Origin of the sequence: Nitrosomonas sp. Nm33 (genome assembly GCF_900107265.1) — a bacterium.
Taxonomy (GTDB): Bacteria; Pseudomonadota; Gammaproteobacteria; order Burkholderiales; family Nitrosomonadaceae; genus Nitrosomonas.
The window spans coordinates 1-24,953 of record NZ_FNPJ01000048.1 but is presented as its reverse complement, the minus strand read 5'-3'; the positions used below and the strand labels follow the sequence as shown (position 1 = coordinate 24,953).

Genomic DNA, 24,953 nt, shown 5'->3' with positions numbered 1-24,953 from the left:
ACACGATACGACAAACTAAAGAGAAATTATGAAAGTATGGTTGCCATGGCATGCGGGTATCTGTGGCTACCTGTGTGAAATGTCAACAGACCCTAGGAATCCGAAGATCGCCAAGATGAGAGGAATCGCTATGGATGCGGTTATAGATGCAATCGCTTGCCATTTGACTAATGACGATTGATTAGCCTTTGGGCGTAGCCGAATATTGCGAGATCGTAGAATTGTAGCGTTTAGTTTCAATTTCCATTCCCTGGCATGTGTTATAAATTTTTCGCATGATTTTCAAAAACTAGGAAATATCTACAATTAAGTTATTAAGTGTAGAATATAACCCCTAGCCTGGGCTAGGGGCGGGATCAAGGACGTGCTTTTTATTTTATGGTGAGCCTTAAGCTGAATGCCAGGTTTCTATAGCTTAAGATGGTATTGCATTTATTTTTGTCTTTGCCGCATAATGTAGCCATAGGTATTGTTGATCTGATCCGTAACTGCATAAACAGTTTAATCATTTTTAACTCCTATAAATCAAATAGGCCTAATTACCGTTAGACCTGCTTCTGTCACAAATACAGGAAGGGTTGCTATGCTTCGCGGGCGATGCAACCTTTCCGACCTTAAAGAGGCTTAAAATGTAAGCCTCATAAATCATAGCAGATATAATAGCGCTAACTACACTGGCAGGAATTCTGATGCTCGCAACACTTTTACAAAATAATTAATCGATTGATCAATCTGTTAAAGTCACACACATTCTAGTTCATCTTCCCAAGCTAGAGAAACTACCCAGCAAAATGAGTCTCTGCCTGGCGAATATGCTCTCAAAGCGTTACTGTGCTGTTACGGCTATACGAAATAGGGCTAATGTTAAAAGAAGCTTCTTTGTAACATCATCCCAAAGTGGTTCTCAAGTATAACTTGCCGCCTGTAAAAATCTGCTTTAATTTCTAAGGTGTAAAAGTTAAAAAGTTTTTCCTTATGAATAGCTGATTCGATTTTCAATACCATCATCAAAAAGAGACGGATTCTACACGCAAGTCTTCAGGAATGTGACCAACACTAATTTTCAGCAATGGAAATAATTCAGGAATTGCTTGCATCTTTGCCATGATCTATTCCTGTTCTTTGCAAGAATTCACGCCTTTCAGCCAATACTTTAGCATTCCGTCTTGCGGCTTCTGCCAATGCCTTTTCATACATTGCGTCAAGCTCTTCTTTGGGCGGAAATTTGTTTAGATTTGTTTGCTGCTTAAGTTCAATTCTGTCTCGCCAGAGTTTCGGCTGCCTATTCTTTAGCCAAAAAATACAAGCTTTAGTATTAGGCAGATAACGTTTGGTAATCTCGATTTTGATGACTTTGCCCCCTTGGCGTGCTATATGCGTTTCAGGGTGTGAATAGCCAATTGCCATCTTGTAGAGGGCCTCTGCTACTTTAGCATCAGCGATGAGCTTTCCCCTTCTCAACATGGCAAGAAATTCAGGTTGTTTTATCTTCTAGAAACTGATGGTTGATTCGACTACATTAAAGAATTCAGCTAGCTGCTTGTCGGTCGCTCCAAGCAAGCACAGCTTATAAGCTTGCTCAGCATATTCAGGTCGATATGAAGTGGGTCTACCAGTAGGTTTCTTTTGATTTCTAATCATGTTGTACCCCTTTTTATGGACTCCGAAAACCTTCAATAACCTTGAAAGATTGCTATGTGAAGATACACTGCAGCTCACTATTTAATAATGATAATGTCAACTTGAGCATCAAGACAGCACATGGCATGATTAGCATTCAAATCAGGATAATAACGGATGTTCGACTCTCACTATAACTCAACTGAAAACCAGGCTCGCTTGCTGCTTTCCCAATTGCTACATGATTCCAAGCTCTATAGGCACGGGCAAGATTATCAAGAGATGCTTGACTTTGTGGTGAGGTTGCGCAATTTTGCACCGTTCAACGCATTCTTATTGCATATCCAAAAACCTGGTTTGCGATTTGCTGCTTCTCAGTTTGATTGGTGGGATAGATTCGGACGTGCCGTAAGGGAAGGCGCGCGTCCGTTGTTGATCTTATGGCCGTTCGCTCCGGTGGCGTTGGTGTACGATGCTGAAGACACTGATGGCCCCCCGCTACCCTACGATGTCGCCGAAATGTTTAGAGCTGAAGGAGGCATGAAAGAACATAGAATTTCACGATTTATCGAGTTGCTTGACAGGCAGGGTATTGAAACAGTACAAGTTGAATATGGCGACGGTCTAGCGGGTAACATCGAAAGGACTGGAATCGCGCTGGAAGTGATAAGACAAATTCCAAGAACCAAAGAAGCGAGGGAATCCAAGAAGAAGCCGCATTACCTCATCCGTCTCAACAAAACCCAGAATCCTAATGTACGCTTTGCCACGTTAATTCACGAACTGGCGCATCTGTACCTGGGGCATTTGAGCGGAGACGGTTATTTGAAAATACCAGACCGTAGCCATCTTTCTCCTCAAGATCGTGAACTTGAGGCTGAATCCGTCTGCTATTTGGTTTGTCACCGGAACGGTGTGCAACCCAATTCAGATCGCTATCTGGCGGATTATGTTCATGAGGGCATAAAGGTGGAGCGCTTCGATTTATATGCCCTATTGAAAGCTGCGGGACAAATCGAAACATTGCTCGATTTGGCGGCACATAGCCGCTTTTGAATATTGGTCAGTCGCCAGAAACCGATAGATAGGCAGAAAAACAAAAACACGATTACGGCTTTGTCCAGTGGTTTCTCGCAAGATTCCATGCTTGCACATTGCGCCCACCAAATCGTTTGCCGTTTTATAACTCAAGCTGCATACTTTCTGAACCTGCTCAATATTGACAATAACGGGTTCATTGAAATTTGCGAACCGAAAGTAACATAAAACAAACATTAATTTACTTTTATCTGAGAAAGTAAAATATAAAAATAGTTATGTTACTTTCTGCTCCCTTTCAAGAGCAAAATTAACCAGAGGCTTGTTGTTGCAATTCTATGGGCAAAGCTTCAATTTCTTGGCACTGTTGCTTATGTTCATCAGAATTTTCTGCAGTTGTTGATGATTGTTTGTCTGTGGTTCGCAGCAAATTCAATTTCAACAAGCGTTGCAGAATTTCCGTATCTGTCATTTCTGGCGTGTAGTCATTCCAGCCATATGCCTTAGCGACGGCTTTATCAAGCTTCTCGCAACGTAATTTTAGACCGGTGGGCATCTCGTTATAGAGATTTGTCAATGTACGCTTCTTCCAGTCAACGGCGTGTTCTAGTTTGGGTATTGGTCTAGGTGGGAAGCCCGCTGCGCGTTCTTCCTCTGTTTGCGCCCACTCCAACCAACCTTCTGGGTTGAGCCATTTATCACGCCAAGCAGTTAAATCAGCTGCGGCTTCCGCGATGTTCTTGAAGTGCATGTTTTCGGGAATGGCCTTAAGAATGGCCTTAACTTTGAGGTCAAAACCAGGTGGAAATGGAAAAGTTTCGAAAGTGAGGCTTGCGTTATAGCGGGGTTCATTCCCTAAACCCATGCGCCCACCCTTTGCCAAAGCCCAAATACAGTGGATGCGGGAGGAGAGGATGCCCAAGATCACATCATCTTCTCGGGGAAAAACAATTAGACTGTGTTCCGGTGCCACTTGCACCGGGAATTTGACAAAAAAACGGTGCTTAGCAGTTTCTGGAGTAGCGATGTAATAAGTCAGTCCTGTAAGTGCGGCGCGCAGCTCTGGGCGTCGACGACCGTGCCGCCACCATTTCTCGGCGCGGACAGCCTCGCGATTGCCTTCACGAACAGGTTTCACTTTTTCCTCGACGTGGGCAAAAGGAGCCAGATAGTCAGCGGCCTTTTCTTGTTCCATCCCAGCAAAATCCACCACCCAATTGCCCGCCCAGCGGCGAGTTATATCGGAGCCGTTGTATATGGGCCGCACTACGTCACTGTTGGGACGGCCGTTCGGATTGCCGGTGTCTTTCAGCCAAGCGAGCGCGGTAGCAATGTCCACTTTAAACGGTCCAGCAAGACACAGGCCGAAAAAAGATCTGTCTTTGTTGGTTGGCAGGGATTTCGCTTGAGTCAAATCTAGAGCGGTGCTGGCGTCGGAGCTGGCAGTAAGATCGGCATGAATCAGAGCTACCGGTTTACCTGCTAATCTGATCGTATAGAGTCCTGGATAGCCAAAACATACTAGTGACACGCGCACTGCCGTTCCGGCGTCGAACCAGTCCTCATCTGGCCAAGCTTCGAAAATAGGCATCGATTGCAGAATACTCTCCAATACAACGCGATTGCGTTTTTGCCGTATCGAATTAGTAGACACTAACCCCGCCGCCTTTGCCTTACCATTCGCAATCTGCTGCCGTGCTTTGTCGAACCAGTAGCAGACCAAATCTGCACCGCCTGGCACTCGTCCTTTGTAACAGTTGCGCAATGTTGTCACATAATCATCACCGAGCTCGCCGCGCATCACCTTATCGCCCAAAAAAGGCGGATTACCAATGATCACGTCAGCTTGAGGCCACAGAGCTTCTGATCCATCAACATTGAGCAGTGCATCGCGGTGCTGGATGCCATCCAAACTGCTGAGGATAGGATTTTTGTTGATCGGCCGGCCATTGCGCTGACACCATTGGATGTCGCCTATCCACACCGTCACTCGCGCCAATTCGGCAGCGTATTCGTTGGTTTCAATGCCGAGCACATTGTCGGTGCCGGTTTCGATAGTGAGCTGTTTGCTGAGGCCCAGCGCCTCGGCATCCAATTGAGCGATGTGTTCTAGATCTTTCAGGGCATGTAATGCCAGGTAGAGAAAATTACCAGAGCCACAAGCGGCATCTAGCACCCGAAAGTTGCGTAGCCGTTCCAGATAACCGTGATACAGGTCTATGGCAGCTTTACGGTATTTTTTCTTAGTTTCCCCTTTGGTTCTGTCTGCATTTTCCAGTGCGGCAATTATTTCTGTTTTGACGGCTATCCATTCGGCGCTCAATGGCCGGGTGATCAACGGCTCTATCAGTTTATTGATGGTAGCGACATCGGTATAATGCGCTCCCAGTTGTGCCCTCGAGTTTGGATCAAGGCCACGCTCGAACAAGGTGCCGAAGATAGTCGGATCAATTGCTCGCCAGTCCAAACTTTCGGCGGCCTGGCGTAAAATGGATAGATCGCCTTCAGTAAGCGGCGGTACGTCAATGATCTTGAACAGACCGCCATTGAACCAGGCAATATCATCATTACCGTATATACCACCTTTTTTTTGCATCGCTGCAAACAGCTTTTTAATCCTATCCGCGGCTTTGCTGGGATCTGCATTGGCAGCTTTGAGGATGCCAGAAAAAATCTCACTGTCACTCGTAGGGCTGTCATGCAGCAACCCCTCGTCCTCGGCAAACATGCAGAAAATGCACTGGGTCAGAAAATGTGCTGCCTGCTGAGGATCAACACCGCGTTCACGCATAGCTTTAGCCAATTTGGCAAACTGACCTGCAGCTTCAGTGGTAATTGCTGCATTAGATTTTAGCGGTTTAAGTTTGTCAGGATTAGTAAACACCCAACGCAAGATTTGTAAGTTTACTGGCTCACCGATGTCTTTTAGCAAGATGGTACGTGGCTCGTCCGGGTAGCCACGAAACGCGGTATGAATTTCGATGTGTTCGCGGTCGCATACAATTAGCAAGGGAGGGTTGCCAAGGTTGCCGGAATATTCTCGCAATTGTGCTAAGGCTGCCTTTAAGTCACTTCCTGGTTTCTTGTTTTCCCACCCAAAATGATCGCGCTTCCAAACATCTGCCCAGCCTTGCCCACCGCCGTCCTTAATAGCCCCTTTCTCATAACAATAATCTTCGGAGTGGCGTGGCTTTTCGATTTGCAGCAGCTCGCATAAGTCTTCAATAAACGGTTGCGCGCCTGCTTTTTCGGTTAAATCATTTTCAGTCCATCTCTTAATGAATTTTTCAGGTGTCATGAGGTTATATCCAGGTGTTATAGAGATTCCTTCAAATGCTTGGTATAGCTAAAGTTAACAGATAACGGTGCATTCTAATCTTGAATAATTCATTATGCATAACATTAATTGAAGGCAACAATACAGTAAAAAAAGAACTACATTCATGAACCAGGTTGACAGGCATGAATAGTCATAAAACAAAATCCATACCAATCAACCGAAAAAGAATTACCTGATACTTTTTCTTACCACGGCGCAATGCCCGATTAACCCGACACTTCCGACTATTTGCGGCTTCAGTAAGCGTCGGACGCGTCGGAAATATCGGGCTTTGATGCTGCACCAGGCATAACTGTCACGCGCCAACTGTCAGCGTTGCGTTTTCTGCTGGTATCTTTTTCAAACCGAAAACCATTGACGATTTGACCGGCGCGTTTTCTGATCCAATTACCCAACCGCTGTTTGTCAATTCCATCACGCCCGCAGCGATATCGCACAGCGCTTCCTGCAGAATTTTGGCATCTTAATTGATATATTTCTCTGCGTAAGCCACTACTTCACGCACTATTCGACTTTGCTGATCGATACAAGCTCTCTATGAGTAGAATAGCGCTCCTAGTGTTTCACGCCAAGATTATGCAGATCAATGGATCTGGTACGAAACTTTATCCCGTCCAATTGCCAAAGATTTAAGCATGACGCTAGATGTCCTACTAGCAGGCATACAGAGTGATTCTGATACGGCTGATACATCACAAACAATACAGCCACATTGAAATAATCAAAAGCTGGTTACATCGGATTTGAGAATCAATAAATGATCATTATTTAGTTTTGAATAAATGGAAAGCCGATTTTGAAGCATTGGCCTATTTCTTACGACATGCAAGTGATTGTCAGCGTTACGCTGTAACCAATCAAGGTATAAAGTGCTGACCGGTTCAAAGTATGCTAAGGAGCTGCAGCGAATTCAAACAAAAGAATGGCAAGTAATCATCTATAACGTCGTCAGAATCGAATTACAGTCGATTATTCATCTTTTCTGAAATGGATATATCAAAAGCCAAATAATCACTTGTAGCGCGATTTGGTGTTTTACATGGTTGATTTTGGTGTGATGGAAAAACCATCAGAGTAACCATAATTTTAATCTCTTCAGGTTTAATTCCTTGTCCCTTGGGGCGAAAGCTGGTTGAAAACCAGCAGATTGCAGAGCGCAGTTAATAATATTGTTAATTTTCAATGATATATCTATATTTTTAGGGTCACTGACTTGGCACAAATAATAATTTTTTTAATCCATTGAGCAAGCCAAAAATAATGCAGCGCAAGGTTTCTGAAAGCCATGAATGAAAGTTTCTAAGGGCGAAAAAATAACTAAAAAATATTATGTAAAAGTTTGATTTCGTGCGAGTCAATTCCCTTAGCTAGCTCATTGATCACACCAAAATTTTCTATTGCATTCCCTCATTAAACAAGTCGACAATTTACAGCACCAAGCGACATAGCTTTTTTTAGCTTCTAAAAAAATACATGTTACGAATGAAAAATTCGTCAGCGCGTTTCCTGTTTGAGTGCACAGAATAAATTCGCCAGATAGAGTAAAGGTACTTCACATACCATACGCGTGAATATTAGGCTTTTTGCTGGTATCACTCGTAAGTGTTGCCTTGGTGTTTTCCATGTAACCCTCTAGTATTGATAAAAATTTCCTACAATAAGCCTACACGGATGCATAAAAAGAAAAAGCACTTAGTCATATTCTGACTAAGTGCTTGATTTTATTGGTGGCCAAGGGCGGAATCGAACCACCGACACAAGGATTTTCAGTCCTCTGCTCTACCAACTGAGCTACTTGGCCTCTAACACAACGAAAGAGTTATTTAATATTTTTACAACTAGAATGCTGTTTCCTTAAAACCGCTTTATTTAGATAAGAATAAAAGATGGCGCGCCCGGCAGGATTCGAACCCACGACCCCTTGGTTCGTAGCCAAGTACTCTATCCAACTGAGCTACGGGCGCTCCTAGCTTTCCTAATTTTTATTCTTCTTACCAGTTATTAATTAAGGGAACAACATTATATCAAAGCCATTAGCAAAAGATTGAAACTATCTTTTTTAAAGCTTTTATCAATTATTTTATGCTTTGTAGCAAGCCGGGCATGATGTTACATTTAATTGTTTTTGTCAAGAAATAGCCGCTCATTCTCAATATGCAATGGAATCAATACATCTTTCAATAAACATCATTAAGGTTTTATTACCAAAAAATAAGTCGCTAAAAGTCACTATTCTGAAAGGAATACCTTTAATATACAATTATAAAAGACTGAATTAATAACCATATTAAATACATAAGAGCATCATTGTTGTACGGCTATATAAACAAAATTTTGGTATGTTAAAGACAAGCTAGGATAATCTCGACAATGAGAATAAAATTCATAGCTTGATTTCTTATCCAGAAATAAGCAAAAAATTGAATGATCGGAATTTTAATTATTTCCCATGATAAGCTGGGAGAAAGTTTTACTCGCTGTGCAACCCATATTCTGGGAGAGAAACCGCAGCAACTAATATATCAAGCCATTTCTATTCAAGATGAGCCTGATGAAGTGGTTGCTCAAGCTAAGGAATTAATTAAAAAACTTGACCAAGGCGATGGTGTATTAGTGATGACGGATATTTATGGCGCAACTCCCTCTAATATCGCTAGTCAATTGATCCAAGCTGGAAAAGTAGAGTGCCTTGCAGGAATGAATTTACCTATGTTAGTACGTGCATTAAATTATCGGCATGAACCACTTTCAGTTGTGGTAGCAAAAGCACTTGCTGGAGGTAAAGAAGGTGTTATGCATATTTTACGTGGATGCTGAAATGCTACTTAAAGAAGTAACAATTATTAATAAGCTTGGTCTACATGCACGCGCTTCTGCGAAACTTACACGCTTAGCAAGTCAATTCCAAAGTGAAGTATGGCTCACACGTAACGGCCGTAGAGTCAATGCAAAAAGTATTATGGGTGTAATGACCCTCGCTGCAAATAAAGGATCGACAGTTGCAATTGAAATAACCGGGACTGATGAGGCTGAGGCAATGGAGGCATTGACTGCTCTGATCAATGATCACTTTGGAGAAGGGGAATGAGTTTCATCCTGCATGGTGTAGGCGCGTCCGAAGGTGTTGCTATTGGTCACGCACATCTTGCTTCACCAGCGACACTCAATGTAGCTCATTATTTGATTCCAAAAAACCAAATAGACAAAGAAATAACACGGCTGAACAGTGCTTTCGCAATAGTACGCAAGGAAATTGAGAAATTACAATCTTCAGCCAATCAAGGTCCTACATTTGCTGAATTCAATGCTTTTCTTGAATTACATCATATGATTCTGAATGATCCAATGCTTAGTTCCGCAGCAGCCGAGTGTATCGCTCAAACTCAGTGCAATGCAGAATGGGCCGTTACGCAACAGATGGAAGTGTTGCTTGTCCAGTTTGAAGAAATTGAAGATGCTTATCTACGAGAACGTAAAACTGATGTCATTCAAGTCGTCGAACGGGTATTGAAAGTTTTATTGGGGCATCCAGGTTACATTCCTCCTCCCTTAAAGCATGATGGTAACAGTATTCTAGTAGCACATGATCTAAGTCCAGCAGATGTTATGCAATATAAACAACATCAATTTACCGCTTTTCTTATTGATTTAGGTGGTGTCACTTCCCATACTGCAATTATAGCTCGCAGTCTGAATATTCCTTCCATTGTAGCGATGCATCATGCGCGCCAACTTATTTACAATAATGACAATTTAATAGTAGATGGTGGTCAAGGGATAGTTATTGTCAACCCTGACAAATATGTGCTTGCTGAATATCGTTTGAAACAGAATCATCTGGATCTGGAAAAACGTAAACTGAAACGCCTCAAATCTATTCCCACGATGACACTCGATGGCACATCGATAGAATTACATGCCAATATTGAGCTACCCCAAGATGTTGAACAAGTCAAAGAAAATGGTGCGACGGGCATTGGTTTATTTCGCAGTGAATTTCTTTTTCTCAATCGGGATGATTTACCCAATGAGGATGAACAGTTTGAAGCTTATTCAACTGTCACCCAGAGCATGCGAGGCTTACCAGTTACAATACGTACCTTCGATTTAGGTGCTGACAAAAGTCTTAAAAATAGCTACAGTTCTGCAATCAATCCAGCGCTGGGATTACGCGCCATTAGACTAAGCTTAGTAGAACACGCCATGTTCCTAACACAATTGCGTGCCATTTTGAGAGCGTCTGCATATGGTAAGATTCGTATCCTAATCCCAATGCTTTCAAATGATTATGAAATTAATCAGACTTTACAACTTATTAAGCATGCCAAACAAAGTCTGCAGGATGAAAAAAAACCTTTCGATGAGGATATCAAGATAGGTGGAATGATTGAAATTCCGGCAGCAGCACTATGTCTTGAAATGTTCATGCGTAAACTGGATTTTTTGTCCATTGGTACTAATGATTTAATTCAATATACGTTAGCTATTGATAGAGCGGATGACACGGTTGCCCATCTCTATGATCCACTGCATCCATCTGTACTTTGGTTACTGGCGCGAATCATTTATACTGCTAACCGCGCCAATATGCCCATTTCAATTTGTGGAGAGATAGCAGGTGACATCCAATACACTCGTTTACTGTTAGGATTTGGGTTACAACAATTCTCCATGTATCCAGCACATATCCTGCCTATTAAGCACAAGATTCTGAAAAGTCATTTACCAAGTATCATGCCAATAATCCAGAAGATTCTTAAAACTGATGAATCTGAGAAAATTCATGGATTATTAGAGAAATTAAATAATTAATCTTTTTAGTTCGAAATAATTACGATTTTATAAACGCTTAAGCCTCATAAGTATTTTTGACTATATAATGTTTATTTCACATAGATAGGTATTGGATAATTTTACATAGAATTTCCTAAAATTTTCTTATATTCATGCATGATTCAGACTCCATTGGCATCGTTGCGCCACAAAGGATTTATTGCGACACACCGCTCAGTTTAGAAAGTGGTGCAGTATTAGACAATTACGAGCAAGTTTATGAAACTTATGGTGAATTAAATGCAACTAGGTCCAATGCGGTATTAATTTGCCATGCACTCTCGGGTAATCATCACGTTGCTGGCGTTTATGCTGATAATCCTAAAAATGTAGGTTGGTGGAACAACATGATTGGTCCTGGCAAACCTATCGATACACATAAATTTTTTGTGATTGGGATAAACAATATTGGTGGTTGCCATGGCTCAACCGGTCCTGCGAGCATCAATAAAAAAACAGGTAAGCATTATGGCGCTGATTTTCCCATGGTCACAACGATAGATTGGGCCGAAACTTATGTGCGATTAGCTGATAAGCTTGGTATTGATCAATTTGCAGCAGTTGTCGGTGGGAGTCTTGGTGGTATGTCGGCCATGCAGTTGGCACTTTATGCGCCCGAAAAAGTCCAGCATGCTATCATTATTGCTGCTGCAGCCAAATTAACGGCACAAAATATCGCTTTCAATGATGTCGCACGTCAGGCCATCATTACTGATCCGGATTTCCATGGAGGTGATTATTATTCTCATGGCACATTGCCGCGTAGAGGTTTGCGTCTTGCCCGCATGCTGGGGCATATTACCTATTTATCCAATGATTCCATGGCTGAGAAATTCGGGCGGGAGTTGCGGACAGGATCGCTCAGCTTCAATTTTGATGTAGAGTTCCAGATCGAGTCTTACTTGCGTTATCAAGGAGATAAATTTGCTGATCAGTTTGATGCCAACACTTATCTGCTTATGACAAAAGCACTGGATTATTTTGATCCTGCACGAGATTATGATGATGATTTGAGTACTGCCTTCCGTTGCGCTAAAGCAAATTTTCTTGTGCTTTCATTTAGCTCTGATTGGCGTTTCTCACCTGAGCGCTCGCGCGCTATCGTCAAAGCTTTACTGGATAATAAGCTCAATGTAAGTTATGCAGAAATACCATCCAGGCATGGCCATGATTCCTTTCTCATGAAAGATGAGTACTATCACCAATTGGTGCGGGCTTATATGAACAAAATCGACACTTAATCTTTCAACAGTGTTTTCATGGCTAAAATACCCTCTTCTCTTACTTTATTGAGACCCGATTTTGCTACCATTGCTGCCTGGATCAGACCAGAATCGAAGGTACTCGATCTTGGATGCGGTGATGGTACATTGCTGCAGTATTTGCAGGATACGCTCGGCGTACATGGTTATGGCGTAGAAATTGATGATGCCAATATCCTGGCCTGCCTCAACAATGGAGTCAACGTCGTCCAGAATGATTTAGAATCAGGTTTATCAGGCTTCGAATCTGATTCGTTTGATTACGTCATTCTGTCGCAAACATTGCAAGCGATGAGACACACGGAAAAAATTATTCAAGAAATGCTCCGTGCAGGCAAAGAAGGTATCGTCACCTTCCCTAATTTTGGTTACTGGAAAAATAGATTGCAAGTTTTATTGGGTCATATGCCAGTATCACAAACCTTGCCTTATGAATGGTTTAATACTCCCAATATTCACTTATGTACACTCAGTGATTTTGAGCAATTTTGCCATCAGCATGAGGTGCATATCTTAGAACGGCGAGTCATGAGTGGTAACCGTCGAATCACTCTTGCTCCTAATTTTTTCGGGATGCTTGCATTTTACCGCTTCACTCGAAGCAAATAACTCATTTAGGAACGATGCCCCAGGTCTTCGGAAGAGATAAGCGTTTTCAATTGGACTCGCCCGACCATCCATACCAAAATGAGAACAGGTAAGCCAAGTAGCGCAGTTCCCATAAAAAATAATGCATACCCATACTCATCTACGAATTGCCCGCTAAATCCGGCAATAAATTTTGGAATCAGCAGCATGACTGAACTAAATAATGCGTACTGGGTAGCTGAGTAGGCAGAATTAGTCAATCCTGAAAGATAAGCAACAAAAGCTGAAGAAGCAATTCCAGCAGAAAGATTATCTGCGGAAATAGTGATTATTAGTCCAATGATATCGTGTCCTTTTACGGATAGCCAGACAAATAATAAATTAGTCGCGGCAGATAAAACTGCACCAAGGAATAAAGTTCTAATTACTCCGAATTTGACAATCAATAGTCCCCCTACTGCCGCACCTAAAATTGTCATGATGACACCGTATACTTTTGAAACAGTTGCTACCTCATCCTTGGTATAGCCCATGTCAACGTAGAAGGGGTTGCTCATCACGCCCATCACAACATCCGAGATCCGGTAAATAGCGATCAAGGTCAGTATCAAGATGGCATGATAGCCATACCGCACGACAAAATCCTGGAAAGGTGCAATCATGGCACCGTATAGCCAGGTCAATAATTGGGTAAGGCGAGCATTAAAATTCCAATTTGCAATTATCTGACTTGCTTGTATTTCATTTTGCGCAGCTAGCTGATTGATCGAAACTTTAGGCTCTTGAATAATGAACGTAGTGATGATGCCAGTCGCCATGCAAGCAGCCATGATCAGATAGGCTATTCGCCATGACTGATAGTTATAATCGGTTGGAGAAGTATCCAGTGATGCTGCAATCCATAGCACCCCTGCAGAAGTCAGTATCATTGCTAAGCGATAGCCCGCTTGATAAGTAGCTGCCATTGCACCTTGCAGTCTTAACTCAACCGCTTCGATTCGATAAGCATCTAGTGCAATATCTTGGGTAGCTGAAGCGAAGGCCACTGCCAATGCAAAAAAAATCATATGGGAAAGATTTTCAAGTGGATCGGTGCTAGCCATACCTACCAAAGCGATCGTAATCGTGATCTGTGAAAACAATAGCCAAGCACGGCGTCGACCTAGTAACCGCGTTAGGAGCGGCAAAGGCAGACGATCTACCAAGGGAGACCACATCCATTTAAAACCATATGCAAGACCAATCCAACTCAAATAGCCTATGGTGGCACGATCAATTCCCGCTTCTCGTAACCAGAAGGATAAGGTACCCAGTATCAGTAACAAAGGCAGGCCAGCTGAAAAACCCAACGCCAGCATTCCCATCACCCTGGGATGCATGTAAATACGACAAACACTCAGCCAGCCAGCAACGGTAGTATTGATCATAAGTGATGATCGTAATCGATGATCAGCGGCGCATGATCCGAGAAGCGTTCCTGCTTGTAAATGGATACGTTGGTCACTTTATCGGCGATCGCAGGGGTCGCAATTTGATAGTCGATACGCCATCCTACATTTTTAGCCCACGCCTGCCCCCGATTTGACCACCAAGTATATTGTTCTGGTGATGGCTCAATTTTACGGAACACATCAATGAAATTTAATTCCTCAAAAACTGCTGTCAACCAGGCGCGCTCTTCCGGGAGAAAGCCTGAATTTTTTTGATTGCCACGCCAGTTTTTTAGATCAATTTCCTTATGAGCGATATTCCAGTCCCCGCACAAAATGAATTCTCTACCACTGTGAGCCAGTTCTCGTAAAATCGGGAAGAATCGCTCCATAAAAAAGAACTTGATTGCTTGTCGGTGTTCACCACTCGATCCTGAAGGAAGGTAAATCGATATGATGCTCAAATTGCCAAAATCTGCACGTAAATATCGTCCTTCAGAATCGATTTCCGGAATGCCTACGCCCTCAATGATTTTGTCAGGCGCATGGCGAGAATACATCCCTACTCCACTGTAGCCTTTTTTATCTGCACAATGAAAATAACCTTGATAGCCGTCCGGAATTTTCATTTCACTCGTCATATCATCAAGTTGTGCTTTCAATTCTTGAACACATACAATATCAGCCTGTTGCCTGGGCATCCATTGGAAAAAACCCTTATTGGTTGCAGAACGTAATCCGTTCAAGTTAATTGTTATAATTCGCATTTTTATAAGTTTCTAGAATTATGTCAGATTTTAAACATGCCTTTATTGAATTTGCCATCGAATGTAACGTGCTCCGCTTTGGTGAATTCAAAACCAAAGCAGGACGTCTGTCACCTTATTTTTTTAATGCGGGATTATTTAATGATGGCAATTCATTACATAAGTTGGGACAATTTTACGCGAAAGCTATCTTAGCTGCGCAGCTTCCGTTCGATATGTTGTTTGGCTCAGCTTACAAGGGTATTCCACTTGTCAGTGCTACTGCCATTGCGCTAGCTGAAGCTGGCCATAATTTCCCTTTTTGCTTTAACCGTAAGGAAGTCAAAGATCATGGTGAAGGCGGCCATATTGTGGGTGCACCACTCGCAGGCCGCGTGTTGATTATCGATGATGTCATCTCTGCTGGCACATCGATACGAGAATCCGTCAATCTTATCCGTACTGCCGAAGCAACACCTTGTGTTGTCGTGGTTGCCCTTGATCGTATGGAGCAAGGTCGCCATCAAATATCTGCCACCCAGGAAGTTGAACAGACGCATGGCATCCCGGTCGTCAGTATTATCAATCTGGATAATATTATGGATTATTTAGCGACCAGGAACGATATGGCGCAAAATTTGCAAGCAATTAAGCGCTATCGTGCACAGTATGGTATTGCTTAAACCAAATTCTGCTGGTTCGCGTATTTAACTCACGAAATGATTAAATGATTATCAAGGAAGTTAGTTTTAATACAAATAGCGATCGCTACTTCAAAGTCAAATAGATAAACTGCCTTCTTAACTATAAAAATTTACCGTAAAGATAAATTTGTCTTCCTAAAAAAGATATGCTAGTTTATATTTAAAATCGTTTCTTAGTATTCATTAACTATTGAGAGGCGTCACTGAGTTGTATAAATTTATACAACTGATGTAATAGTAAACTAGGGTTCCGACTTCCTGTTTTAAGAAGTGTCTGGTCCAAGAGTTTCTGGCTTCGGTAGTAACGAAGCTCCACGGAGGGATAAAAGCCCGGGAGATTACGTAATGTTTTGACACATTACGACTCTCGGTATTTGACCTGATGGCTTAAAGGAGGCTTCGTTATGTACACACCAATCTTATATTCATTTCATCCCTGTTTTTCCAGCGATATCACTGGAAAAAATCTAACGTTTCCTACACCTGATTCATTTATACAGGCCAACGTGAGTAACTGGAGTTGGTCAGGCAAAAATACGCAATGCCTGACCGATCATTTTTTTCCAGCTATCCCCATGTTAAAAACAGCTGTAGCTCAAGCTAAGCCGTTTAGTGATCTTCAGATTCTCAATTAATTGTGAGTTTTGACTCGGATTGAATAATTTCCCATTACTTTTACGAGGCATACCATGTCAACCGTTCGCAATCCCAAAAGCTTTTCATCTGAAATGAAATCAACTGACCCCGATACGCTTAATCGCAGCATGGGTATCTGGAACAGCTTTACACTTGGCTTCGCTGTGGTTTCTCCTGTCGTTGGGCTTTATGCCATTGTAAGTGTACAAACCAATGTGACTGGTGGAGGCTGGTTCACAGCACTCGTGATCTGTTTAATCATGCAGTTATTGGTTGCCACCGTTTATGCCGAACTATCTTCCCAATTTCCGATTGCTGGCGGCGCTTACAAATGGGCACGCCAACTCGGTGGAACCATTACAGGCCAGTATGCTGGTGCAATTTATGTCAGCTCAACCATTGCTATGCTAACCACAACCGCTTATACAGGAGGAATCTGGCTCGCTATTCTATTTGATTCTCCAAGCGGAACCGGCACTATGATGGTATTCTGGGGTATGGTTTTTCTGCTCATTTGCATGCTGCTCAATCTCGCTCATGTAAATGTATTCAAGTCGGTCATTGCGCTCGGGGTATATGCTGAAATCATAGGATCGTTCGGTATCGCTCTGTTACTTTTCTTATTCTTCCGGGAACATTCCTTTTCCGAATTATTCCAGCACCTGGGTAGCGGTACAGCACCTGACAAACTCTCTGCTTTTTTAGCTGCACTCGCCATCGCCGGCTGGGCATTCATCGGATTTGACGCCTGTTCAACGACTTCAGAGGAAACCCATCAACCCAAGCGCATGGTGCCCCGCGCGATTTTTTTCTCGTTATGCGCAGTAGGTACCGTTGTCGTTTTCAATTCTGCTGCATTAACGTTATCGTTTGATCACGACACCCTGGCAAAAACCGGCGCTACGTTTGATCCCATTACGCCGCTGATTACAACACATATTGGCGATTGGTTTGAGAAACCCTTTCTGGCGATCGTCGTCATCGCTTTTCTCGCTTGCGGCGCATCCGTCGTCAAGTATACCTCTCGCATCGTCTTTTCCATGGCGCGTGAAGGCAACATGCCCGCATCGCTCAGCCGAGTAACTGCTGCCAAAGTACCGAGAAATGCAATTCTCTGCACAGTATTTCTGGCAAGCCTCGGGTTGCTATTTGGACTCAATGATCAGGCTGTCGCGACCATTATCGCGTTTGGCACCGGAGGGCTCTATGTCATGTTCTCCATGACAACAGGCGTCGGTTTATATACTCGGCTCACCGGTCGATGGGACCCGTCACTCGGAGAGCTACGATTAGGGGTATGGGGGTTGATCATCAATATCTTCGCCTTTCTCTGGTCATTATTTGAGTTGATCAACATTGCCTGGCCCCGTACCTACTTAGTCACGCCTGATGCCCCCTGGTGGCAGCTCTGGGCAGTACCACTGGTTTTAGGAAGCATTCTAGGAGTCACTACATTGACTATTCTGATAAGGAGGAACAAATGAATCAAAATAATGTATTTCTATGGGAAGAGCATCTTCCAGGTGGATGTCACTGGTCAGGAATCATACGCCGTGGTCTGACCTTACGCTTAGCTGATGTCACTGGTGGTGCTAATGCTGCGGTTTTGTTTTTTAACCAGGAAGAAAAACTGGAGCGTTACAACATGGCCGATACCTTGAAGGCGCAGCATACCTTTCGCTTGACCAAAGGGCATGCCTGTTATTCCGATATGGGGCGGATATTCTGCTGTATTACAGCTGATACGGTCGGCTGGCATGATACCGTATGCGGCCTGAGCGACAGCAAATTAATCCAGCAAAAATATGGCACTGCCCGCTATCAGGAGCATCGCAATCAAATGTATCGCAGTGGCCTGGATGGCATGCTGATTGAACTCGGCAAATGGGGGTTGGGAATGCGCGATATCGTCTCCAACATTAATTTCTTCAGCAAAATATCTGCAAACTCCGCGGGTGAATTAATGTTTCATCATAATCATAGTAAAGCGGGTGACTATGTTGATCTGAGTTTTGAAATGGATACCTTGGTCATCCTCTCCGCTGCTCCTCATCCGCTCGATACCAGCACAACCTATCAACCTGGCGCTGTCCACCTGGCAGCATTTACCACACCCAGCGCAACAGCTTCGGCATGTAAACAGATTGCCGAGAATATGCGGGGATTACACAATACTCATCGGTTATATCACCCCTGTGGAGGTGCGTTATGAATACTCAATTGATAGAAAGTAAGCTTGATCCTGACCTCGCAGTCATTAATGAAATTTGCGCAGCGGGTGAACCCTGGGTCAAGATTGTTAAACAAGGGCAAATTTTCCGTATCGTCGATCTGGAAGGTAACCAGGCTGTTGATACGTTATTTTTCAATGCACATGATGCATTAGAACGCTATAGCGTAACGGATACGATACGCGCTCAGAATAAACTGTATCTGACCACCGGCAGCAAACTCTGCTCCAATTTTGGCAATGTCATGCTCACGATTATTGCAGACACCTGTGGTCGCCATGACACGCTGGGTGGCGCCTGTGCAGCAGAAAGCAACACAGTGCGCTACGCACTGGAAAAATACCCTATGCACAGTTGTCGGGATAGCTTCCTGCATGCACTCGCGCACGAAACCGCTTGTGAGCAACTAGGTATGAGTAAGCGCGATATACCGAGCAACATCAATTTCTTTATGAATGTTCCTGTCACCGCAGAAGGTAATCTGGAATTTGTCGATGGCATTTCCGCACCTGGCAAGTATGTGGAAATGCAAGCTGAGATGGATGTGCTGGTATTGATCTCCAATTGCCCGCAACTGAATAATCCTTGCAATGCCTACAATCCAACACCGATCAGGTTACTGGTTTGGGATACGCAAACCGGTTAATAGCTGATCCACAAAGGATAAGACCATGTTTAATAAAGTTCTCATTGCCAATCGTGGCGCAATTGCTTGTCGTATTATCCGAACACTCCGCCGTTTGAAGGTAGCGAGTGTAGCCGTTTACACTGAAGCTGATGCCTTATCGCGGCATGTTACCGAAGCGGATGAAGCTTACTGTATAGGCAGTGGGCTCGCTGCTGAGAGCTATCTCCGCACCGACAAAATTCTGGAGATTGCTAAGCAGACAGGAGCGCAAGCGATTCATCCCGGCTATGGTTTTCTCAGTGAAAAAGCCGATTTTGCTGAGCAATGCGCTACGCATGGCATTTGCTTTATCGGCCCTACTCCACAGCAAATGCGCGCCTTTGGTTTGAAGCATACGGCACGGGCGTTAGCATTGGAAAATCAGGTACCGCTCCTGCCAGGAACCGATTTACTGGAAAATGTTGAGGCTGCCTGTCATCAGGCCAAGCATATTGGTTATCCCGTCATGTTGAAGAGTACCGCCGGCGGCGGTGGTATTGGCATGCGTCTCTGCTGGAATCAGGATGAACTGATCGGTGCTTACGAATCTGTCAAAACGCTTGCACAAAACAATTTTAAGGATGCCGGGCTCTTTCTGGAAAAATATGTCGACCGCGCTCGCCATATTGAAGTGCAGATTTTCGGTGATGGTAAAGGTCAGGTTGTCGCACTGGGCGAACGCGACTGCTCCATGCAGCGACGCAACCAGAAAGTCATCGAGGAAACACCCGCCCCCAACCTTGCTCCCCATCTGCGCCAGGCATTGCTGGACACTGCGGTGCGCCTTGGCAAAGCGGCCAATTATCAATCTGCTGGTACCGTCGAATATATTTTCGATGCCGCTAATGGTCAGTTTTATTTTCTTGAGGTCAATACCCGTCTACAAGTCGAACATGGGGTAACCGAGGAAGTCACGGGTATTGATCTGGTAGAATGGATGGTGCGGCAGGCGGCAGGCGATCTTCCCCCTCTCGATTCTTTTACTATCAAACCACAGGGTGCTTCCATCCAAGTACGCCTTTATGCTGAAAACCCTGCAAAAGACTTTCAACCTTCCAGCGGCATACTGACTGCGGCAGAACTTCCTGCGGAAGCCCGCGTTGAAACCTGGGTAGAGCGAGGCATCGAGGTTTCGGCATTTTATGATCCCATGCTGGCCAAAATCATCGTGCATGCAGCCGATCGGGACGCAGCTATTACAAAACTACTGACTGCATTGGATAACACTTCGCTGCATGGAATTGAAACCAACCTGGCTTATCTCAAACAAATTCTGCAAAGCAGCGCATTTCGTAGTGGGCAACCGAATACACAGTTCCTCAATGGCTTTCATTATCAGGCGCACAGTATTGATGTCCTGAACGCGGGTGTGCAGACCATGATACAGGATTATCCCGGGCGAATTGGTTACTGGAACGTAGGTGTTCCCCCTTCCGGACCGATGGATAGCCTGGCCTTTCGTCTTGCCAACCGGCTGGTGAACAATACCGAAGATAAAGCTGGGCTGGAAATCACTGTCGCAGGGCCGACACTGCGTTTTAATTGCGATAGCATCATTGCAATCTGTGGCGCCCCTATCGAGGTGTTGCTGGACAGTGAGCCGTTGCCGCAATGGCAATCCCATTTTGTTAAAGCAGGCGCGCTCTTGCAGTTTGGCAAAGTTAAGCAGTCCGGCAGCCGGGTTTATCTGGCCGTGCACGGTGGTTTTCAGGTATCGGATTACCTGGGCAGTAAATCCACTTTTACATTAGGTCAATTCGGTGGGCATGCAGGCCGCGTGCTGCGCACCGGTGATGTATTACATATTCAGCCTGCGCAGCCTTTCCAGCACTCAACATCCCAATATCTACCGCAGGAGTCGATTCCTCATTATACGGATCGTTGGGAAATTGCGGTACTGTATGGACCTCATGGCGCGCCTGATTTCTTTACCGAAGCTGATATTGAACATTTTTTTGCCGCTGAATGGAAAGTGCATCATAACTCCAATCGCACAGGTGTACGCCTGATCGGTCCTAAACCCCAGTGGGCGCGTACCGATGGCGGCGAAGCCGGCTTGCATCCCTCCAATATTCACGATAATGCTTATGCAGTCGGTACAATCGATTTTACCGGGGATATGCCGATCATCCTGGGTCCTGACGGCCCTAGTCTGGGCGGCTTCGTCTGTCCAGCTACTATTGTACATGCGGAGTTGTGGAAAATCGGACAACTCAAACCGGGTGATAGTGTCCGCTTTCATCCGATCTCGATGAATCAGGCGCTTGAACTGGAACAGCAGCAAAATCTGTTTATCCAGGATCTCCATACCGGTGGGAGCACACCGGCCTATTCACAATCCAAGAGACTGGAAAATCCTATCCTGCATCATATTCCCGAGAGCAAAGAGCAGGTGCAAGTGACCTACCGTCAAGCAGGTGACAAATACCTGCTGATTGAGTATGGGCCGCCCATCCTCGATCTTAATCTGCGGTTTCGTGCTCATGCATTGATGGCATGGCTGCAGCAGCGCATCGACGACGGGGAGCTTTCCGGCATCCTGGATCTGACGCCCGGCATTCGCTCGCTGCAGATTCATTTTGATTCATGCCGGTTGGCGCGTGATACGTTACTGGATCTTTTGATTGCAGGTGAAAGCCAGTTGCCAGCGATCGATGACATGGAAGTTCCCAGTCGCATCATTCATCTGCCTTTATCCTGGGATGATGCGGCCACAAGATTGGCCATCGAAAAATACATGCAATCGGTGCGTAGCGATGCCCCCTGGTGTCCGAGCAATATTGAATTTATCCGCCGCATTAACGGGCTGGAAAGTATTGAAGAGGTTCAGCATATCGTATTTGCAGCCAGCTATCTGGTCATGGGGCTGGGTGATGTCTATTTGGGTGCGCCCGTAGCAACCCCGCTCGATCCGCGCCATCGTCTGGTCACGACTAAATACAATCCGGCACGTACCTGGACACCTGAAAATGCGGTTGGTATCGGTGGCGCCTATCTATGCGTGTATGGCATGGAAGGCCCGGGCGGCTATCAGTTCGTGGGCCGGACTGTACAAATGTGGAATCGCTACCGCCAGACGGCCGATTTCAAAGATGGTCAACCGTGGTTATTGCGCTTCTTTGATCAAATCTACTTTTATCCAGTCAGTGAAAGCGAATTGCTCAGATTGCGCAAGGATTTCATTACCGGACGTTTCAAACTACACACGGAAGAAACAGTTCTGAATCTGAGGCAATACAACACTTTCCTGCAACAATACGCTGCCAGCATCAATGCATTCAAAACCAAACAACAAGCTGCCTTTGAAGCTGAGCGCCAGCGCTGGCAAGCCAACAATCTAGCTCATTATGTCAATGAAGATACGCTGGAGGAAGCGGACACCCAGAGCGAACTCGATCTTCCGGCAGGGACGCAAGCTGTCAGTTCCCAAGTAACCGGGACAGTCTGGAAGCTACTCGTCACGGAAGGTGAGCGCGTGGAAGCAGGGAAACCGGTGATCCTGATTGAATCCATGAAAATGGAATTTCCGGTAGATTCGCCTGTCACCGGTACAGTGAAGCGATTATTCTGTAAACAAGGAGGGTACGTATCTGCCGGACAAGTGTTGCTCATCATTCAGGAGGAAGCATGATCATGGATAAGCTTTGCCCACTGGGTGACATTCCCTCTCTGCTGCAACGTTATACGAATGGTGAGCTGTCCCCTACCCGGCTGGTAGAAATCATCCATGCCGAAATTCAAAATGATCCGGATCATATCTGGATTGCCACCCTTTCATTGGAATCATTGAGAAGCTACGCCCGCAAGGTGGAAGCACAAGGCATGACGTCATTACCGCTGTATGGCGTACCGTTCGCTATCAAAGATAATATCGATCTGGCAGACATACCGACCACGGCAGCTTGCCCTGCTTTTGCTTACACACCACAGCGCAGCGCCACTGTCGTACAAAGACTGATCGATGCTGGCGCTATTCCGATCGGCAAAACCAACCTCGATCAGTTCGCTACTGGACTGAATGGCACGCGATCGCCTTATGGCGTATGCCGGAATGCATTCAATCCTGATTATATTTCCGGTGGTTCCAGCTCAGGCTCGGCGGTTGCTGTCGCCAAAGGACAGGTATGTTTCAGCCTCGGCACTGATACTGCGGGTTCGGGCCGGGTTCCCGCCGCGTTTAATAACCTGATCGGCTATAAACCTACTAAAGGGTGGCTCTCGACACGCGGTGTCGTTCCAGCGTGCCGCTCCCTTGACACAGTATCGATCTTCACCTTTACTGCTGCCGATGCAGCGCGCATCCTGACAATTTGTGCAGGGTATGATGAGGAAGATATCTATTCCAGGCAAAGAGAAGGACATGGCTTCGATTTTGGTACAGCATCCCGTTTTCGCTTTGGCATCCCGCGCAAGCAGCAGCTGCAATTTTTCGATAATCACGAAAGCGAACGCTTGTTCACCAATGCAATAAGCCACATGCAAGCGTTGGGCGGAGAAGCGATCGAGATCGATTTTGCACCCTTTCTCGAAGCCGCTCGCCTCCTTTATGAAGGCCCTTGGGTGGCTGAACGTTATGCAGCCATTCAGTCATTTTTTGAGCTGCATAGCGATCAGATCGTCGCACCAGTACGTGAAATCATCGCAGGTGCGAAACGGTACTCCGCCGCTGACGCCTTCAATGGGATCTATCAACTGCGTAGCATCAAACAACAGGCAGACCAGATTTGGACAAGTGTTGACTGTTTGCTGACACCAACTGCTGGCACGATTTATCCCATTCAAGCCATGCAACAAGATCCCATCCGCCTCAATACCCATCTGGGTTACTACACCAATTTCATGAATCTGCTCGACTATGCCGCAGTCGCCGTTCCTGTTGGCTTTCAGAATGACGGGCTGCCTTCTGGTATCACGCTGGTTGCCCCTGCCCACCAGGATGAACCGCTGCTGCATCTGGCGCATCGTTTGCAACAAGCCTATTCACTTCCTCTGGGTGCAACCGGCATTGCGCTACCTCAGAATACGCCCTTCCCTGCCGCATCCCAGTCTGGCCAAGTGCGCATAGCCGTCTGCGGCGCACATTTATCCGGTCTGCCGCTAAATGAGCAATTGACCAGCCGTCAGGGTCGATTAGTGATCAGCACCACCACTTCACCCGACTACAGGCTCTATGCGCTGCCAGGTAAGCCACCGCAACGCCCCGGGTTAATTCGAGTCAATGAAAATGAGCAAAGTGCTTCCATCGAAGTGGAGATCTGGGAGTTGCCGGCACGCGAATTCGGCAGTTTTGTCGCCAATATTCCGGCACCATTGGGAATCGGTACCCTTACCTTGGCCAGCGGTGAAACAGTGCAAGGTTTTCTCTGTGAGCGTTACGCCATCGGCAATGCAAAAGATATCAGCCATTTTGGTGGATGGCGCAATTACTTGCGGCAGTTGGATAATCCATAGTCAGTACTGATTGAAGTTATTCTAATTTGCACTAGAAACTGCATTAATAATCCAATCCCAGCTGGTTATACTTTTGATTAAAGCCGGGGCATTTTCGAGATTACATAATGCACTAACCAAATGATTCTCGAGCGTATCGATGCTGTCAAATACGCGGTTATGAAAGTATTTTTCTCGCAGTTCGTCCCAAAGGTGTTCCTGCGGATTCAATTCAGGGGAATACGGTGGCAGGAATAACAAACGGATGTTCTCAGGCAAATCGAAATCCTTGCTTTTATGCCAGCCGGCACCATCAAGGATCATGATGACATGATCGCCAGGGTAACGGTTGGCAATCTCGTGGAGGAAAATCTGCATGCAATCTCTGTTGACATGAGGCAACACCAGGCTGTCGAAGGCTCCATCGA

At 45.1% G+C, this 24,953-nt stretch carries 20 protein-coding genes, 2 tRNA genes, 1 pseudogene and 1 riboswitch; of the genes and pseudogenes, 14 read left to right on the top strand and 9 right to left on the bottom strand.

All coding sequences use genetic code 11. The features are described from left to right. Positions 1–78, top strand: a pseudogene (locus BLV54_RS15615) (IS5/IS1182 family transposase); the annotation flags it as partial. Between the two features lie 1,002 nt (positions 79–1,080). On the opposite strand, the gene BLV54_RS16135 reads toward BLV54_RS15615, so the two are convergent. Beyond that, complete coding sequence (locus BLV54_RS16135; RefSeq protein WP_176969740.1) at positions 1,081–1,464, bottom strand: hypothetical protein; 384 nt, start codon at positions 1,462–1,464, stop codon at positions 1,081–1,083. A 27-nt stretch (positions 1,465–1,491) separates the two neighbouring features. Continuing rightward, positions 1,492–1,641: a hypothetical protein gene (locus BLV54_RS16130; RefSeq protein ID WP_176969739.1), complete on the bottom strand. Its 150-nt coding sequence runs from the start codon at positions 1,639–1,641 to the stop codon at positions 1,492–1,494. Positions 1,642–1,797: 156 nt separating this feature from the next. Between BLV54_RS16130 and BLV54_RS10265 the strand changes: the two genes are divergently transcribed. Beyond that, positions 1,798–2,676, top strand: a complete 879-nt coding sequence (locus BLV54_RS10265; RefSeq protein ID WP_090571378.1) for a hypothetical protein — start codon at positions 1,798–1,800, stop codon at positions 2,674–2,676. Positions 2,677–2,968: 292 nt separating this feature from the next. On the opposite strand, the gene BLV54_RS10255 is transcribed toward BLV54_RS10265, so the two are convergent. From BLV54_RS10255 to BLV54_RS10240, 4 genes are all read right to left on the bottom strand, one after another. After that, complete coding sequence (locus tag BLV54_RS10255) at positions 2,969–5,956, bottom strand: class I SAM-dependent DNA methyltransferase (RefSeq protein WP_176969738.1); 2,988 nt, start codon at positions 5,954–5,956, stop codon at positions 2,969–2,971. A 278-nt stretch (positions 5,957–6,234) separates the two neighbouring features. After that, the gene (locus BLV54_RS10250) at positions 6,235–6,435 is read right to left on the bottom strand and encodes a hypothetical protein (RefSeq protein WP_090571374.1); all 201 of its coding nucleotides are present in this window, start codon (positions 6,433–6,435) and stop codon (positions 6,235–6,237) included. A 1,288-nt stretch (positions 6,436–7,723) separates the two neighbouring features. Continuing rightward, positions 7,724–7,799, bottom strand: a tRNA-Phe gene (locus BLV54_RS10245). Between the two features lie 86 nt (positions 7,800–7,885). Beyond that, positions 7,886–7,962, bottom strand: a tRNA-Arg gene (locus tag BLV54_RS10240). A 460-nt stretch (positions 7,963–8,422) separates the two neighbouring features. Here BLV54_RS10240 and BLV54_RS10235 point away from each other — a divergent pair. The 5 genes from BLV54_RS10235 to metW all read left to right on the top strand — a co-directional run bounded on the left by BLV54_RS10235 (position 8,423) and on the right by metW (position 12,702). Further along, on the top strand, positions 8,423–8,815 hold the full coding sequence (locus tag BLV54_RS10235) for a PTS sugar transporter subunit IIA (RefSeq protein ID WP_090571372.1): 393 nt from the start codon (positions 8,423–8,425) through the stop codon (positions 8,813–8,815). 1 nt (position 8,816) lies between these two features. Next, positions 8,817–9,086, top strand: coding sequence for an HPr family phosphocarrier protein (locus BLV54_RS10230; RefSeq protein WP_090571382.1), 270 nt, complete (start codon positions 8,817–8,819; stop codon positions 9,084–9,086). Beyond that, positions 9,083–10,810 (top strand): phosphoenolpyruvate--protein phosphotransferase, encoded by a 1,728-nt coding sequence (gene ptsP, locus BLV54_RS10225; protein ID WP_090571371.1) that lies wholly within the window; start codon positions 9,083–9,085, stop codon positions 10,808–10,810. Before BLV54_RS10230 ends, ptsP begins: the two co-directional genes overlap by 4 nt. A 134-nt stretch (positions 10,811–10,944) precedes the next feature. Then, complete coding sequence (locus tag BLV54_RS10220) at positions 10,945–12,072, top strand: homoserine O-succinyltransferase MetX (protein ID WP_090571369.1); 1,128 nt, start codon at positions 10,945–10,947, stop codon at positions 12,070–12,072. An 18-nt stretch (positions 12,073–12,090) separates the two neighbouring features. Continuing rightward, positions 12,091–12,702, top strand: a complete 612-nt coding sequence (gene metW, locus BLV54_RS10215; RefSeq protein ID WP_090571367.1) for a methionine biosynthesis protein MetW — start codon at positions 12,091–12,093, stop codon at positions 12,700–12,702. 5 nt (positions 12,703–12,707) lie between these two features. Here metW and BLV54_RS10210 read toward each other — a convergent pair whose 3' ends face one another. Together BLV54_RS10210 and BLV54_RS10205 are read right to left on the bottom strand one after the other, a co-directional pair. Further along, positions 12,708–14,108 carry an AmpG family muropeptide MFS transporter gene (locus BLV54_RS10210; protein ID WP_090571365.1) on the bottom strand — a complete coding sequence of 467 codons (1,401 nt, stop codon included), beginning with the start codon at positions 14,106–14,108 and terminating at the stop codon, positions 12,708–12,710. After that, on the bottom strand, positions 14,105–14,878 hold the full coding sequence (locus BLV54_RS10205; RefSeq protein WP_090571363.1) for an exodeoxyribonuclease III: 774 nt from the start codon (positions 14,876–14,878) through the stop codon (positions 14,105–14,107). Before BLV54_RS10205 ends, BLV54_RS10210 begins: the two co-directional genes overlap by 4 nt. 20 nt (positions 14,879–14,898) lie before the next feature. On the opposite strand from BLV54_RS10205, the gene pyrE reads away from it, so the two are divergent. The 7 genes from pyrE to atzF all read left to right on the top strand — a co-directional run bounded on the left by pyrE (position 14,899) and on the right by atzF (position 24,546). Next, positions 14,899–15,540 carry an orotate phosphoribosyltransferase gene (gene pyrE, locus BLV54_RS10200; RefSeq protein WP_090571361.1) on the top strand — a complete coding sequence of 214 codons (642 nt, stop codon included), beginning with the start codon at positions 14,899–14,901 and terminating at the stop codon, positions 15,538–15,540. Positions 15,541–15,792: 252 nt separating this feature from the next. Continuing rightward, a riboswitch (guanidine-I (ykkC/yxkD leader) is annotated at positions 15,793–15,900 on the top strand. 65 nt (positions 15,901–15,965) lie between these two features. Continuing rightward, positions 15,966–16,196: a hypothetical protein gene (locus tag BLV54_RS10195; RefSeq protein WP_090571360.1), complete on the top strand. Its 231-nt coding sequence runs from the start codon at positions 15,966–15,968 to the stop codon at positions 16,194–16,196. Positions 16,197–16,250: 54 nt separating this feature from the next. Then, positions 16,251–17,681 (top strand): APC family permease, encoded by a 1,431-nt coding sequence (locus BLV54_RS10190; RefSeq protein ID WP_090571358.1) that lies wholly within the window; start codon positions 16,251–16,253, stop codon positions 17,679–17,681. Continuing rightward, positions 17,678–18,409: an urea amidolyase associated protein UAAP1 gene (locus BLV54_RS10185; RefSeq protein WP_090571356.1), complete on the top strand. Its 732-nt coding sequence runs from the start codon at positions 17,678–17,680 to the stop codon at positions 18,407–18,409. Before BLV54_RS10190 ends, BLV54_RS10185 begins: the two co-directional genes overlap by 4 nt. After that, the gene (locus BLV54_RS10180) at positions 18,406–19,074 is read left to right on the top strand and encodes an urea amidolyase associated protein UAAP2 (protein ID WP_090571354.1); all 669 of its coding nucleotides are present in this window, start codon (positions 18,406–18,408) and stop codon (positions 19,072–19,074) included. Before BLV54_RS10185 ends, BLV54_RS10180 begins: the two co-directional genes overlap by 4 nt. A gap of 25 nt (positions 19,075–19,099) precedes the next feature. Continuing rightward, positions 19,100–22,726, top strand: a complete 3,627-nt coding sequence (gene uca / locus BLV54_RS10175) for an urea carboxylase (RefSeq protein ID WP_090571352.1) — start codon at positions 19,100–19,102, stop codon at positions 22,724–22,726. 2 nt (positions 22,727–22,728) lie between these two features. After that, positions 22,729–24,546, top strand: a complete 1,818-nt coding sequence (gene atzF / locus BLV54_RS10170; protein ID WP_090571380.1) for an allophanate hydrolase — start codon at positions 22,729–22,731, stop codon at positions 24,544–24,546. Between the two features lie 21 nt (positions 24,547–24,567). Here atzF and BLV54_RS10165 read toward each other — a convergent pair. Then, positions 24,568–24,953, bottom strand: a 386-nt coding sequence (locus tag BLV54_RS10165) for a transposase (RefSeq protein WP_090571351.1), incomplete at its 5' end; no start/stop codon positions are given.